The 13517-nt window shown below is 62.8% G+C and carries 14 protein-coding genes and 1 tRNA gene; 6 read left to right on the forward strand and 9 right to left on the reverse strand.

Annotated features, from left to right (window positions below; translation table 11 throughout):
- Positions 1–49: 49 nt before the first annotated feature.
- The 5 genes from AC2A1F_RS02055 to infA all read right to left on the reverse strand — a co-directional run bounded on the left by AC2A1F_RS02055 (position 50) and on the right by infA (position 2366).
- Positions 50–125: transfer RNA gene (locus AC2A1F_RS02055), tRNA-Phe, on the reverse strand.
- Positions 126–343: 218 nt separating this feature from the next.
- A complete protein-coding gene (yacG, locus tag AC2A1F_RS02060; protein WP_484207111.1) occupies positions 344–508 on the reverse strand; it encodes a DNA gyrase inhibitor YacG in 165 nt (54 codons plus the stop codon).
- Between the two features lie 11 nt (positions 509–519).
- A complete protein-coding gene (locus AC2A1F_RS02065) occupies positions 520–1512 on the reverse strand; it encodes a ribonuclease E/G (RefSeq protein WP_484207112.1) in 993 nt (330 codons plus the stop codon).
- Between the two features lie 3 nt (positions 1513–1515).
- On the reverse strand, positions 1516–2121 hold the full coding sequence (locus tag AC2A1F_RS02070; RefSeq protein ID WP_484207113.1) for a Maf family protein: 606 nt from the start codon (positions 2119–2121) through the stop codon (positions 1516–1518).
- Entirely contained in the window at positions 2121–2366 is a 246-nt protein-coding gene (infA, locus tag AC2A1F_RS02075) for a translation initiation factor IF-1 (protein WP_039338683.1), read from the reverse strand. The genes AC2A1F_RS02070 and infA overlap by 1 nt, the downstream gene beginning before the upstream one ends.
- A gap of 303 nt (positions 2367–2669) precedes the next feature.
- On the opposite strand from infA, the gene AC2A1F_RS02080 reads away from it, so the two are divergent.
- The 3 genes from AC2A1F_RS02080 (at position 2670) to AC2A1F_RS02090 (ending at position 6438) form a co-directional block, all read left to right on the forward strand.
- Positions 2670–5237, forward strand: coding sequence for a TonB-dependent receptor (locus tag AC2A1F_RS02080; RefSeq protein WP_484207114.1), 2568 nt, complete (start codon positions 2670–2672; stop codon positions 5235–5237).
- A gap of 103 nt (positions 5238–5340) precedes the next feature.
- Positions 5341–5610, forward strand: a complete 270-nt coding sequence (locus tag AC2A1F_RS02085) for a CopG family ribbon-helix-helix protein (protein WP_484207115.1) — start codon at positions 5341–5343, stop codon at positions 5608–5610.
- Positions 5611–5697: 87 nt separating this feature from the next.
- Entirely contained in the window at positions 5698–6438 is a 741-nt protein-coding gene (locus AC2A1F_RS02090; protein WP_484207116.1) for a DUF4336 domain-containing protein, read from the forward strand.
- A 25-nt stretch (positions 6439–6463) separates the two neighbouring features.
- On the opposite strand, the gene AC2A1F_RS02095 is transcribed toward AC2A1F_RS02090, so the two are convergent.
- On the reverse strand, positions 6464–6823 hold the full coding sequence (locus tag AC2A1F_RS02095) for a PilZ domain-containing protein (protein ID WP_484207117.1): 360 nt from the start codon (positions 6821–6823) through the stop codon (positions 6464–6466).
- 172 nt (positions 6824–6995) lie between these two features.
- On the opposite strand from AC2A1F_RS02095, the gene uvrC reads away from it, so the two are divergent.
- The 3 genes from uvrC (at position 6996) to AC2A1F_RS02110 (ending at position 10323) form a co-directional block, all read left to right on the forward strand.
- Positions 6996–8933 (forward strand): excinuclease ABC subunit UvrC, encoded by a 1938-nt coding sequence (gene uvrC / locus AC2A1F_RS02100; protein ID WP_484207118.1) that lies wholly within the window; start codon positions 6996–6998, stop codon positions 8931–8933.
- Between the two features lie 218 nt (positions 8934–9151).
- On the forward strand, positions 9152–9874 hold the full coding sequence (locus AC2A1F_RS02105) for a hypothetical protein (RefSeq protein ID WP_484207119.1): 723 nt from the start codon (positions 9152–9154) through the stop codon (positions 9872–9874).
- On the forward strand, positions 9871–10323 hold the full coding sequence (locus AC2A1F_RS02110) for a hypothetical protein (RefSeq protein WP_484207120.1): 453 nt from the start codon (positions 9871–9873) through the stop codon (positions 10321–10323). Before AC2A1F_RS02105 ends, AC2A1F_RS02110 begins: the two co-directional genes overlap by 4 nt.
- Here AC2A1F_RS02110 and AC2A1F_RS02115 read toward each other — a convergent pair whose 3' ends face one another.
- Genes AC2A1F_RS02115 through AC2A1F_RS02125 form a run of 3 tightly spaced genes read right to left on the reverse strand, consistent with a single transcriptional unit; the run spans position 10324 to position 13308 of the window.
- Positions 10324–11223: an acyl-CoA thioesterase gene (locus AC2A1F_RS02115; RefSeq protein WP_484207121.1), complete on the reverse strand. Its 900-nt coding sequence runs from the start codon at positions 11221–11223 to the stop codon at positions 10324–10326.
- A gap of 46 nt (positions 11224–11269) precedes the next feature.
- Positions 11270–12145: a transcriptional regulator gene (locus tag AC2A1F_RS02120; RefSeq protein ID WP_484207122.1), complete on the reverse strand. Its 876-nt coding sequence runs from the start codon at positions 12143–12145 to the stop codon at positions 11270–11272.
- Complete coding sequence (locus AC2A1F_RS02125; protein WP_484207123.1) at positions 12142–13308, reverse strand: GNAT family N-acetyltransferase; 1167 nt, start codon at positions 13306–13308, stop codon at positions 12142–12144. The genes AC2A1F_RS02120 and AC2A1F_RS02125 overlap by 4 nt, the downstream gene beginning before the upstream one ends.
- Positions 13309–13517 lie beyond the last annotated feature (209 nt).

Raw genomic sequence — 13517 nt, forward strand, 5'->3', positions numbered from 1 at the left:
CTTCATGACACGCTGGTCAGTTTTCGGCGGATGTTGGCGAAGAGGCCAATGGTGCCCGGGGACGGATTCGAACCGCCGACACGCGGATTTTCAATCCGCTGCTCTACCAACTGAGCTACCCGGGCATCGTCCGTGCCGCGATCTTCTGGATCGGAAGGCGATGGGAAGCGCGCCTATGGCGAAGCGGGGCGGGGTTGGCAAGTCCTGTGGTACGAAAATTTTGCGATGGCGTGTTGCGTCCCCGCGCAGGCGGGGACCTCAGGCTGGTTAAGCAGCGGTTCCGTAGCACGCCCGAGGCCCCCGCCTTCGCGGGGGAGCGGGGTTTTGGCGGGAGGGTTGCGCTTCAGTCTTCCGGGTCTGGCTCTGTCGGGCTGATCGGCAGGGCGTAGCCATCGTCCAGCCAGCGCAGCAGATCGCGGTCGCGGCAGCGGGTGGAGCAGAAGGGTTTGTGCTCTTCCACGCGCGGTTTGCGGCAGATCGGGCAGCGGCGGATCACCGGTGTGTTCATGCCATTTCCGTTCACGATGGCACCGCCTGCGCAAAGCCACCGGTGAGGGCCAGCGCTGCGTCGGGTTTGCGGCGGATGGCCCGCCCGGTTCGGCGCGCAAGTTCCGCCTCCCACGTAAGGCTCAGCGCTTCAAGCACGCGCGGATGGGCGCTCAGCAGCAGCGTGCCCGGCTCTGCCACACGCTCGGCCTGCCGCAGCAGGATGCGCGCAGCGGCGGCGGCAGGCTGGCGGGCAAAGCGCGCGATGAGCGAGGGGCGTTCCAGCCGCGCGACCAGTTGCACAAAACCGAAGCCGTTCATGCCGGTGCGCTCACCCGTCCAATCGATCAGCGCATCGGCCAGCGCCTTGTCCACATGCTGGCGGTCCTTCTTGTCGGCCAGAGTGGGAAAATCGATGCCGATGTTGCCGCCGATGTCCATGCGGTGCAGCGCATCGGCGATGGCATCGACTGCGGCCAGCGCCAGTTTGAGCGGGGGCAGCGTGCCGTCAACATCGATCAAAGTCATGGCGGGCGTGGGGCTGATGATGATGGTGCCGCCTGCAAAGGCGATCTCGCCGGTCTGCGCCTGTTCTACCAGTTCGTCCCAGCCATTGGTGGCAAAGGCGCGGCTGGTGGCGGGCAGGGCGCGCACGGATGCGCCATTTGCCTCGATCTCCTCGCGCAAGGTGGGCGCGGGGCAGGGCGTTGCGCCGGGCGCCGGGCGGACCACGGGCAGCTTGGTGCGGCCCTTTTCGGCAATGGCCGCGCGCACCACGCGCACCATCAACCGCGCGCCATCAGTTGCTTCATGCGGCAACTGGTCGATCAGCGCATCGGTGCCATCGTCAAACCGCACGGTGCCGCGTTTGCTGCCTGAATGGCGTTTGGCCAATTTCACCTGAGCAACAAGGCCGGGACGCAGTCCTTCGCCCCATTCGACGCGGGCCGAAAGAATCGCGCCATTCGCCACCAGAATCGCGCGCTCTTCGGCAATGCCGTCTTCGTAAAGCCATTCCGCCGACATGCGCTATTTCACCTTCACGCCCGCAGCCTTCAAAAGCTTGCGCGTTTCATAGAGCGGCAGGCCGACCACGCCCGAATGGCTGCCTGAAAGCCAATCGCAGAACCCTTCGGCACTGCCCTGGATCGCATAGCCACCGGCCTTGCCGTGCCATTGCCCGCCTGCGATGTAATCGTCCATCTCTTCAGGGCTGAGCCGCTTGAACCGCACGATGGTTTCTGAAAGCGCCTCGCGCAATCTGCCGTCCGGCGTGATCACGGCAATGGCGGAGAACACACGGTGACGGCGGCCCGAGAGCAGGGCGAGGTACTTGCGCGCGGTCGCCTCGTCTTCGGCCTTGGGCAGGATGCGCGCGCCTGCGCCCACCACCGTATCGCCTGCCAGGATAACGCAGCCCGGCGCAAGCGCAGCCGCAGCGCGTGCCTTTTCCGCCGCCAGACGCACCGCATGGGCACGCGGCCGTTCTGCCTTCAGCGGGGATTCGTCGATATCGGTGGCGACGACGCGGGCCGGGGCAATGCCCAAGCGTCCAAGAAGCTCAAGCCGCCGAGGGCTGGCCGATGCCAAAACCAGTTCGGGAAGATGAGATGCGGGCGAACTGTCGCCCGCCATCAAAAGCCGCCGGGACCGCCGCGACCGGGCATGAAGCGGTAAGTGATGCGGCCCTTGGTCAGATCATAAGGGGTGAGTTCGACCAGCACTTCATCGCCCACCAGCACGCGGATGCGGTTCTTGCGCATCTTGCCGGCGGTGTGGCCGAGGATTTCATGGTCGTTTTCCAGACGGACGCGGAACATCGCGTTGGGGAGGAGTTCCACCACCTGTCCGCGCATTTCGAGGAGTTCTTCTTTCGCCATCGGCGGGTTCAGCAGCCTTTTATCAGAGTATGTCAGAGTGTATTCAAGGCGCGCACGGACCGCCATCAGCAGTTCTTACGCTCAGGATTCCGTGCCGCCCTTAGCCGTGCTTGGCGCAAAAGGGAAGAGGGGCCGGACTTCAGGCCATCTTTGGTTCAGGTATGCCTGCCCATCCAGCACCTTAATGTTGCAGTGCGACAAACTGTTACCAAATGCGCGTTGTTCCACCAGAGCCGCTTCGGCAACAGCAGCGTTGTAATTACCGGGCCGGATTACGGCGCGCAAAATCCAAGGGTAGACAACGTGATCAAGACTGCAGCGACATCGCTGGCCACACTCGCCTTCTGCCTGACCATCATCAATCCCGCCATGGCGCAGGATGTGACTTCGGGCACCGAAGATGCTGCGCAAGGCGTGCTGGACGGGGACGAGGAGGAGATCATCGGCGAACCCGGCCAGATCCTCGTCATCGCCACGCGGATAAAGGGGCAGGTCGATACCACTCAGCCGCCGATTGCCGTGCTGGATGAAGCTGCGATTGCATCCTATGGTGCTGGATCGTTGCAGGAATTGCTGGCCTCGCTGGCCCCACAGACGGGTTCCGGGCGCGGGCGCGGCGGCGGGATGCCGGTGGTGCTGCTGAACGGCATGCGCATTTCAGGTTTCCGCGAACTCCGCGGCATTCCGCCCGAAGCGATCCGCCGCGTGGAAGTACTGCCCGAAGAAGTGGCGCTGCAATATGGGTATCGCCCCGATCAGCGCGTGGTCAATTTCATCCTGAAAGACAACTTCAGCAGCTTTGGCAGCGAGACCGAGTACCGCCTGCCAGCCAGCGGCGGGTTCAGCGAATGGGAACAGGAATTCACGCTGACCAAGATTGCGGGCGGCAACCGCATCAACGTGACCGGCAAGCTGGAAGACGCCAGCCCGCTGACCGAGGCCGAGCGCGGCATCTTTCAGCCCACCACCGGAGCGCTGGTATCGGGCGATCCTCTTTCGGCGGATTACCGCACGCTGATTGCCGACAGCAAATCGGCCCAATTGAACGCCACGCTGGCCCGCGCTTTGGGCGCAGGCGCAGGGTTGAGCGCCAACCTGCTGGTCCAACGCGATGATTCGCGCAGCCTTAACGGTTTGAACGCCATCACCCTGACTGACGCCACAGGCAGCTTTTCGCGCACTACGCTGGAACCGCAACCGATCACCACACTCCGTCGCACCACCACGCTGCAGGCAGGGGCTGCGCTCAACAAGCCACTCGGCGGTTGGAATCTGGCGCTGACAGCCGATGCAGGCCATGTCGAAACCAACAGCACGATCGACAGGCGCGCAGACCTTTCGAGGTTGCAGACGCTGGTTGCGGCAGGCTCGCTCAGTGCCTCGGGTGCCTTGCCCAGCAGCGCGATCACCCCCGGCGTGGCCGACCGGGCCTTGTCAAAGACGGATACGGTAACGAGCCTTGCCACGCTCACCGGCAGGCCCCTGCGCCTGCCGGGCGGCGAGGTGTCGCTTACGGTCAAGGCCGGGTTCGATTATTCGGGCATCGAAAGCAACGATACCCGCAGCACCACAGGCACGATCAACCTGAAGCGTGGCGATGCGCAGGGCGGGTTCAGCATCGATCTTCCGATTACCAGCCGCAAGGAAGGCTTTGGCGCAAGGCTCGGCGATCTGTCGCTCAACGCCAATGCCGAACTGCACGAACTGTCAGACTTCGGCACGCTGACGAACTGGGGCGGCGGGCTGACTTATGGCCCTACCGACAAGCTGACACTGACGGCCAGCTACGTTGCTGCAGAAAAGGCCCCGGGCCTGACCGCGCTGGGCGGGCCGACCACGGTGACGCCAAATGTTTCGATCTTCGATTTTACGCGCGGTGAAACCGTCTTGGCCACGGTGATTTCCGGCGGCAATCCGAACCTCGTGAAGGAAAGCCAGCGCGACTGGAAGTTTGGCCTGAACTGGACCCTGCCGTTCCTCAAGGATTCGACCTTTGTGGCCGAATACTTCCGCAACCGGTCCACCAACACCACCAACGGTTTCCCGCTGCTGACGCCTGAAGTGGAAGCGTCATTTCCGGGGCGCGTGATACGAGATGCCGAGGGGCGGATCATCTCGGTCGATCAAAGCTCGGTTACCTTTGCCGAGGAGAAGGGCTCGCGCTTGCGCTATGGCCTCAATGTCTCGGGCAACTTCGGCACTCCCGATCCGGCAGCAGCGCAGCGCGGGCCGATGGGGCGGATGATGGGCGCAGCCGGTGGCAGACCACCGGGCGCTGCTGGCGGTCCTCCGGGCGCGGGCAGGCCACCTGCGGCAGCGGGCGGCCCCCCGGCGGGCGGTGGCGGCGGCGGTGGTCCACGCGGCGGGCCGGGCGGCTTCGGCGGAGATGGACGCGGCCGTTGGAACCTTTCGATCTTTCACACCGTGCAATTCCAGCAATCGGTGCAGATCGCGCCGGGCGGGCAAGTGCTAAACCTGCTCGATGGGCAGGCGCTCGATGGCACCGTTGCACGTCATTCGATCGAGCTGGAAGGCGGCGGTTTCTACCGTGGCTTCGGCCTGCGCATGAGCGGCAATTACACTGGCGGTTCGCGCATCGATGCCAGTGGCCTGCCGGGATCGACGACACTGCGCTTTGCGCCGTTCGCCACCTTCAACCTGCGGGTCTTTGCCGATCTGGGCCGCAAGGAAAAGCTGGTGGAAAAGGTGCCTTTCCTCAAAGGCTCGCGCGTCTCGCTGTCGGTCGACAACCTTTTCAATGCGCAGCAGCGCGTGACCGACGATACCGGGACCGTGCCCCTACGCTACAACCCCGGCTACCTCGACCCCCGTGGCGCGGTGTTCGAAGTGGAGTTCCGCAAGCAGTTTTGAAGATGTAAATCGGACTCGAACTCTACCTTCATTTTAGAGCGTGAAGTTAGGGACAACTGCTGCCTGTCGTGGCAAAGTTGCGATAGCATCGGAGGACCGCGAAATGGGAGTAAGTTCAACCATAACGTTTAGGGTGACACCCGAACTGAAAAGAAAGCTTGATCTTCTTGCGGAGAAGACAGGCTCCAAAAGATCGAGTCTCGCTGTCAAAGCTTTGGAAGCCTATTTAAACCACGAAACTCCGATAGTTGAAGGCATCCATCGAGACCTTGCTGACATGGCAGCTGGCCGCGTCATACCACACGAAGAGGCAATGGCGCGGGTCGATCAGATCATATCCGACGCTAGGAAGCAGCAGCTCAAAAGTGGGTGAGGGCGCTAGTCCATTCGGACCACTCCCCGCACGCCCGCCAAACTATAAGGCTTTGCCAAATCTTCCGCCATCAGTGACGATCCGGGGATGACGAAGCCTGCTGGATACCTCCCCTATCAACCGCAATTGCGGCCTGTTGCATGGGGGGAGGATGTCTGGACGGTAGATGGCCCCGAAATCGCCTATGCGCTTGGCGGCGCCACGATTCCATGTCCCACGCGTATGACGGTCGTTCGGCTGCATGATGGCGGCTTGTGGGTGCATTCGCCGGTGTGCTTGACTCCGGAAGTGACCGCACAGATGGCAGAGATCGGGCCTGCCGCTGCCGTTGTCGCGCCAAATGCGTTTCACTACAGCTCTTTTTCCGATTGGGCGCAGGCCTTTCCCGATGCGGCACTTTACGCCGCGCCCGGCCTTGATGCGAAGATTGCGCCGCGGCCTTTCGAGTTGCTTTCAGAACATCTGATGGCAAGCTGGCGCGCGGAAATCGATCTTCACGTGTTCGAACTTGGTGACTTTACCGAAGCCGTGTTCTTTCACCGCGGATCACGCACTTTAATCGTCACGGACCTGATGCAAAACTTCGAAGCAGGCCGGGTGCGCAATCCACTGGTCAGGTTTCTGCTGTTTGCAGGCGGAGCGACGGGGCCAAATGGCCGGGCTTCCATAGAGATCCGCTTGGCTGCGCGTCACCATCGTGCGGCATTGCGTCGCGGAGTCGATCAGATGATCGCGTGGCAGCCGGCAAGCGTTATCCTGTCGCATGGCAAATGCTATCGGGCTGATGCTGCGGCCGAGATCGAGCGCGCCTTCCGTTGGATCGGCTGACGGCCTGAGCGGCCTGCCGCGTCGATCACATTATCTTCGATCGCCCTTGAACCCACGCCCGCGCGCGCTCCATGTTGCGTTCGCGTTCGGTGGTTTCATAGCTGTCGGCAATGTGGCGCAGCGTAATGACCTGAGGCAGCGGCATTTTCTCGTCGAACATGATTCCGCAGCGACCATGGCGAGCCCAGCGGATCACGCCGAAGCCTTCGATGTGTTCGCAAACCAGGATTGCTGATGCGCCCGGTTGCGGCAGCGCGCCTTGCGGAATAATCGCGGCACCGGTCACCGACAGGTCTTCCAGAAAGCACTGCTGCGTACCCGACAGCATGACTAACCGCGCGGGCAGGTGCAGGCGCACGCGCGCATCGGCACGGCGTCCGGGCACAACGGCGCTGCTGCGTGTACCAAAGGTTCTTGTTGGTTGCCCGATCATTCGCCAATTGTGCCGCAGTCCGCCTAAAACCACCGAAACGGACCATGCGGGAAAACCCTGATACACCCGTGGACACAGACCTTCGCGCCATTGCCTAAGCCGTTCGAGCGACTATTTGCCAAGCATGGCCAGAAAGCCCGCTGCCCCGCCTGATCGCGATACTGAACGGTTCCACGAAGACCGCGCGGCCACGACCGTGCGCGGATCGGAACGTCCCGACATTGAACTGGGCATCTCGGTCATCCGCGATACGGTCAATACGCTCAAGCCCAAGCCCGGCGTTTATCGCATGCAGGACGCCAAGGGCGATGTGCTCTATGTGGGCAAGGCGCGCGCGCTGAAGAACCGCGTGGCCAATTACACGCAAGTCGACCGGCTCCCCAATCGCCTGCGCCGCATGGTCAGCCAGACGCGGTCGATGACGATCATCACGACCAATTCGGAAGCCGAGGCGCTGCTGCTGGAAGCGCAACTGATCAAGCGCTTCCGCCCGCCCTACAACGTGCTGCTGCGCGATGATAAATCGTTTCCGTTCATCCTGCTGCGCGGCGATCACGCCTACCCGCGCATCCAGAAACATCGCGGTGCGCGCAAGGCGAAGGGCAATTACTATGGCCCGTTTGCCAGCGCGGGCAGCGTCAACACCACCATCAACGCGCTGCAGAAACTGTTCCTCTTGCGCAGTTGCAACGATGGCTTCATGTCCCGGCGCGACCGGCCGTGTCTGCTCTATCAGATCAAGCGCTGTTCGGCCCCCTGTGTGGACCGGATCAGCCCAGAAGATTATGGCGAACTGGTGCGGCAGGCCAAGGATTTCCTTGGTGGCAAATCAGGAGCGGTGCAGCGCGAGATCGAAGTGGAGATGCAGGCTGCTGCCGAAGCGCTCGACTTCGAACGCGCCGCCAGACTGCGTGACCGTCTGCGCGCCGCCACCTTCATTCAGGGTAGCCAGGCCATCAATGCCGAGGGTGTGGGCAATGCCGATGTCTTTGCCATGGCGGTGAAGGGCGGGCAGGTGGCGGTGCAGGCCTTCTTCATCCGCGGCGGCCAGAACTGGGGCCACCGCGCATTCTTTCCCAGCCACACCGAAGGACTGGACGAGGCCGAGGTGATGACCGCGTTTCTTGCGCAGTTCTATGAAGAAGTGCCCCCGGCGCGGCTGATTCTGGTTGACCGCGAATTGCCGGAAGCCGAACTTCTGGCCGAAGCGCTGTATGAAGGTGCGGGCGGCAAGGTGGAAGTCTCGGTGCCCCAGCGAGGGGACCGGCGGCGGCTGATGGAGCAGGCGCAGCGCAACGCCGTGGAATCGCTCGACCGGCGTCTGGCCGAAAGTGGCACCAAAGCGCGTATGATGCGCGATCTCGCTGAATTTCTTGAACTTTCCGAAGTGCCGCAGCGGATCGAGGTTTACGACAACAGCCATATTCAGGGCACCAATGCGCTCGGCGCGATGATTGTGGCGGGGCCGGAAGGCTTTGTAAAAGCACAATATCGCAAGTGGAACATCAAGACCGCGCAGACCAACGACGATTTTGGCATGATGCGCGAAGTGATGACGCGCCGCTTTGGAAAAGCGCAGGAAGACGATCCTGACCGGGAAAACGGGATGTGGCCCGACCTTGTGCTGATCGATGGCGGCAAAGGGCAGATGTCGGCGGTGAAGGAAGCCTTGGGCGAACTGGGCATCGAGGACGTGCCGCTGATCGCCATCGCCAAGGGCCCGCATCACGGACGCGATGGGCGCGAAGTGTTCCATTTTCCCGATGGGCGCGAAAAGATGCTTCCCGTGAATTCACCGCTGCTGTTCCACCTGCAAAACATGCGCGACGAGGTTCACCGCTTTGCCATCGGCGCGCACCGCGCCAAGCGCAGCCGGGCGATTACGGCCAGTCCCCTGGACGAGATTCCGGGCATCGGCCCAGCGCGGAAAAGAGCGCTGTTGCTGCACTTTGGCACTGCCGGAAAAGTGCGCGCAGCCAGCCTTGAAGACTTGCAGCGGGCGCCGGGAGTGAGCTCTGCCGTGGCGCAGACGGTCTATGATTTCTATCACCCGAACGGGTGAAACGGGTGCATTCCTGAAGTGCACCTAGAAGCACCTAGAAACACCTATCTGCACCAAGCGGCGCGCAAACGCCGAACAGAACAGGGTTTCTGCCCGCTTAACTGAACTTGTTTGTGCGTCCTTCAAACTCGTCGTGTTTTATCGACAACGGGACAGTCCCCGCGCATGGGATCGCGGGGTTGGAGACGAGAGATATGGTTTCGGGACCGGGTCGCCTGATGGCAAGAACCGCGTTTGTCGCATGCCTGCTTCTGGCAGGCGCTCCGCTATGTGCGCAAAGTGTGAACGGGGTCGGGACGCCGTTCGAACTGGCCTTCTGGCAATCGGTGGCAGGCAGCGACGATCCGGCAGTTTATGAAGCTTATCTGGCGCAATATCCATCGGGAACGTTCAGCGGGCTGGCCAAGGCGAAGCTGGCGGCGTTGCGCCCGGCCCAACGCACTGCCGCTCCTGTGGCGCAACCTGCTGTAATGCAGACGGAAAGCGTCGATCCGGGGTTGAGCGACGCAGCACTGTTGAGCGAACTGGCGAAATCGCAGGAAGCAGGTGCCGGGACTGCGAAAGTTGTGGCGGCGCAAGGGTTTGCGCTTCCGCTGCGGCCGGCATTGCAAGAGGTGGCCGATCTGCCGCTGCCAACCGCGTTCTGTTCAGCCGAACAGCGCAATGCCTTTTACGAAACGCGCTACAAGCCGGTGCTGGAAGTGGCGCGGGGCAACAATGCGGCGGCGATTGCGCATATGAAGGTGTTGCAGGACGCCTATGATAGCCACCAGCTTTCACGCGATCCGACGCCGATGAACGCGCTTGCTGCTGAAGCGCGTGACTATCAGCAGCAAGTGGCGGCAGTGACCTATAGCCATCAGGCGGCGGTGGTGCGGCAGTTTGATGCGGTGATGGCGGTGCCGGTCACGTCCTGCCATCTGGCCGAGGCTGCCCGATGAAGCGCCTCGCAGCCGCTATTGCGCTGGTTTCCCTGCCTTTTGTGCAAAGCGCACAGGCGCAGGGGTGTCTTGACGGGCAGACGCTGGCCGCAGCGCGGTTGCACGAATTCGAAGCGATGATGATGGCCGTATCGCTGCGCTGCCGCGCCATCGGTGTGGATATCAGAGCTGGCTACGAAGCGATGGGGCAGACCCATCGCCCCGCCTTTGCCGCAGCAGGCCGCCACTTGCGCGCATTCTATGGTGATCAGGGCCATGCATACGATGCTTATGCCACACGCGTGGGCAACCGTTATGGCGGCGGGGCGACCGATCCTGCCAATTGCCGCCGGTTCGAAGCCGTGGCGCAAGATTTGGCGGCGACTCCCGGTGTGGCATCGCTGGGCAAAGTCGTTTTTGCGATGGTGGCCGAGCCGCGGATCAGCGGGACAGTTTGCGCAAAGCCCTGATCAGTCAGCTTTTTTGGGCGTGATCGGGCGAATTAGCCCTTCCTGCGCCACACTGGCCACCAAGCGCCCCTCGCGCGTGTAAATCCGCCCGCGATTGAACCCGCGCGCACGGCCTGCCCATGGGCTGTCGCAGGCATAGAGCAGCCATTCATCGGCCCGGAAATCATCATGGAACCAGATGGCGTGATCGAGGCTGGCGCCCATCAGGTTGCCTTTGGACCAGCTGATATCGTGGGGCAGGGTTGATGTGCCCAGCAGTGTCATGTCGCTGGCATAGGCAAGGATCGCGCGGTGGATGCGCGGATCATCGGGCAGGGCGGCGACCGAGCGGAACCACGTGTGCGCCTTGGGCTCTTGCGGCCCACCGCCCATCCAGTGCCGCGATTCCAATGGGCGCAGTTCGATGGGGCGCGGTTGCAGCATGTAGGCGCGCTGCTGTTCGGTCATCCGATCGGCATGCTTGTGGCGCAGTTCGCTTTCGCTCAACAGTCCGTCTGGACCTGCCACTTCGGGCATGGATTCAGCGTGATAGCGGCCCTCCTCGCGCTTGTGGAACGAAGCGACCATGTTGAGGATCGGCTTGCCCAGTTGGCTGGCGACGACCCGGCGGTTGGAGAAGGAGCCGCCATCGAGATCGCGCTCTACTTTGAAATCAATCTCGTGATCTTCGTTGCCGCCGCGCAGGAAATAGGCGTGGAGCGAGTGGACCGGGCGGTCATCGGGCACGGTGCGTTCAGCGCTGGCCAAGGCCTGGCCGATGACTTGCCCGCCGAACACGCGGCCCACGCCGCCGATCTTGCGGCGACCTTCGAAGCGGTCTCCGCCGTGGTCCTTGACGGTGAGCAGGTCGAGCAGGCTGGCGACAAGTTGCTGCGGGGTGGGATTTTCGTGTTCGGTCATGGCGGTGCGCGATGGACCGCGTTTCCGTTTGCGTCAACCGTGCGTGTCAGCCGAGCAGGCGGCGCGCCAGACGCCAGCCAAGCGCCTTGCCGCGATTGGTCGCGGGCCAGCGCCCCGGTGCGCGCGGCTTCATGCCAGCCCGCCGCAGCAGGCTGTTGAAGGCGCGGGCATCGGCTTCGGCAAAGCTCCATTCGGAACGCCATGTGATGGACAGCGACACGGAAGGGGCGGGGCCGTTCTGCACGAAATGTGGAGACATGACCGGCACAAACAGGGCTTCTCCCGGTGAGAGCGGCCAGACCTTCCCATGGGGCAAAAGTTCATCGCGCCAAAAAAGATCGCGCGGGCCGCCGGTGTGATAGCTTTCGTGCGTTTCATCGGGGGCAAAGCGCGGATCGGCTGCGGGGAACATCGTCATTTCCTTCGAGCCCATCAGCTGCAGCAGGATATTGTGTTCGGGATCAAAGTGATAGGGCGTGACGCCATTGGGGCTGGTGACGAAGACGAAGCCCTGCGGTTTGAGCATCGCGCCGGTGCGCGCTTCGATGGTAGGGCGCAGCTCCTCCAGCAGATTCATCAGCAGAGCGTTGTATACCGGGCTTTGTTCGATGTTCTTCAGCGCGGCCCAGCTGCCGGTCGTGGCGATGTTGCGGATCGTTTCGCCAATGCCGATGCCGTTGGCGGGGGCTTTCTCGCCATTCAGGCCAAGGGGCAGAGCGGCGCGGTTATACTCCACCGCGCTGTCCGGCAGCGATTCTGCCAGTTCTGCCAGCGCATCAAGCTGCATCAGCGGATGGTGGCCCAGATCGTGCGTCAGCTTGTGCGGCACTTCGGGGTAGTTTGCCGCAAAGGTGCTGCGCGCTTCTTCGGCAAAGGCTGTGGCGGGTGCGGACAGGTTGAAGGCAGGATTGGGCTGGTTCATCGGGCAAGTCCGGTGGGGTTGCGGCGCAGTTCAAGCGCGAGGAGCGAGGCAAAGGCGGTGCGGCGCAATTTTCCGCCGATGGCCACCGATATGCGGCCGATGGGACGGCGTTCGGTCCACAAGCTGTCGATCATCGGGTGATCGGGCGTGGCGCAGCTATCGCACCAGGCGATTTCGGGTCGCGAGAGCAGTGCCAGATTTTCGCGCTGCAGCAGCACGCCGGGCGAGAAGCGGGCGTAGTGTTCGTCGAACGCGGTCTTGAACGAAAAGCTGCCGGGGGGCGTCAGGAAATTGGCGAGCATGGCGATGGGGCGGCCATCGAGCGTAAGGGCCAGCCGTTCCAGCTTTCCGGCAGCAGCGGCGCCGGCCAGTGCTTGACGGAACAGCGCGGCGGTGGCCGGGTCTGATGCAAGCGCGCTGCCGCCAGCGCCTTTCCAGCCCCGGCTTTCCAGATTGAGGAAGGCTTCGGTCCATTCGCCAAGGCCTGCGCAGTCATCATGGCGGGCAAACACCAGCTCGCCCTGTTCTGCCAGTCGCGCATGCTGGCGGCGCAGTTCCTTGCGCTTCTTGCCGGTCAGCGCGCGTTCCAGATAGAGGTCTGGCAAGAGCGGGGAATGAAGCAGGGCGCGCTGTTGGCGCATGACCAGTGCGGCGGTGCGTTGGTCCCGATCAGCCACATCGAACAGGGCCTGCGTCAGGGGGTGTTCCAGCGGCATGGCGGGCAAGTGCAGGAACAGGGCCTTGGCCGAGCCATCGGTATCGGCCCAATCCAGCAATGCCTCCCAGAACAGCGCTTCACAGCCTGCCCGCACCAGTGGCGCGCCGAGGAAGGCATTGGGGTGCAGCCAAGTGGCAAAGTGAGGCAACGGCCAGCGGCCATAGCGTTGCGGCTGCGTGAGCGGTAGCAGGCCGATCAGTTCGGAACCGATATACAGCGAAAAGATCGAACCGGTGCCGTGGGGATCAAATGCCTGATACGACGGTAAAAGATACCATTCTTCGAAAAACGGATTGGGCGTGGTGGCAGCATCAGCAAGCTCTGCCCACGCGCGGCGGCGATCAACCGTGGCCCAGAGCGGCCACGGATCCAGCCCCGCGCGCACCGTGCCGGTGGGTTTCATCGGCGCAAGGCCGAATTGGGCTGAGAGGGTCGGCGCGTTCAAATCTCGGGTCTCCGCCATTGGCTCTAGACGGCAAGGCGCGAAAACTCGGTTAACATTCCAGCAAAAATTGGGGTGCGGAATTTGAATCGAGAGGTCGGACCTTTCCTGTTTCACGCAGAGACGCGGAGAAGAAAAGGGAGACGCAGAGGGGTGTTGTGTTTGGCCGTCAGGCCAATGGCTTCCTCGACCGTCGCGCTTGCTTGACGGTT

It is taken from the genome of Novosphingobium sp. HNCC26BN242, assembly GCF_057180525.1.

Excerpts from the sequence above, each read along its gene's own strand:
- yacG (WP_484207111.1), bottom strand. The coding sequence starts at position 508 with ATGAACACACCGGTGATCCGCCGCTGCCCGATCTGCCGCAAACCGCGC.
- AC2A1F_RS02065 (WP_484207112.1), bottom strand. The coding sequence starts at position 1,512 with ATGTCGGCGGAATGGCTTTACGAAGACGGCATTGCCGAAGAGCGCGCG.
- AC2A1F_RS02070 (WP_484207113.1), bottom strand. The coding sequence starts at position 2,121 with ATGGCGGGCGACAGTTCGCCCGCATCTCATCTTCCCGAACTGGTTTTG.
- infA (WP_039338683.1), bottom strand. The coding sequence starts at position 2,366 with ATGGCGAAAGAAGAACTCCTCGAAATGCGCGGACAGGTGGTGGAACTC.
- AC2A1F_RS02085 (WP_484207115.1), top strand. The coding sequence starts at position 5,341 with ATGGGAGTAAGTTCAACCATAACGTTTAGGGTGACACCCGAACTGAAA.
- AC2A1F_RS02090 (WP_484207116.1), top strand. The coding sequence starts at position 5,698 with ATGACGAAGCCTGCTGGATACCTCCCCTATCAACCGCAATTGCGGCCT.
- uvrC (WP_484207118.1), top strand. The coding sequence starts at position 6,996 with ATGGCCAGAAAGCCCGCTGCCCCGCCTGATCGCGATACTGAACGGTTC.
- AC2A1F_RS02105 (WP_484207119.1), top strand. The coding sequence starts at position 9,152 with ATGGCAAGAACCGCGTTTGTCGCATGCCTGCTTCTGGCAGGCGCTCCG.
- AC2A1F_RS02110 (WP_484207120.1), top strand. The coding sequence starts at position 9,871 with ATGAAGCGCCTCGCAGCCGCTATTGCGCTGGTTTCCCTGCCTTTTGTG.
- AC2A1F_RS02115 (WP_484207121.1), bottom strand. The coding sequence starts at position 11,223 with ATGACCGAACACGAAAATCCCACCCCGCAGCAACTTGTCGCCAGCCTG.
- AC2A1F_RS02120 (WP_484207122.1), bottom strand. The coding sequence starts at position 12,145 with ATGAACCAGCCCAATCCTGCCTTCAACCTGTCCGCACCCGCCACAGCC.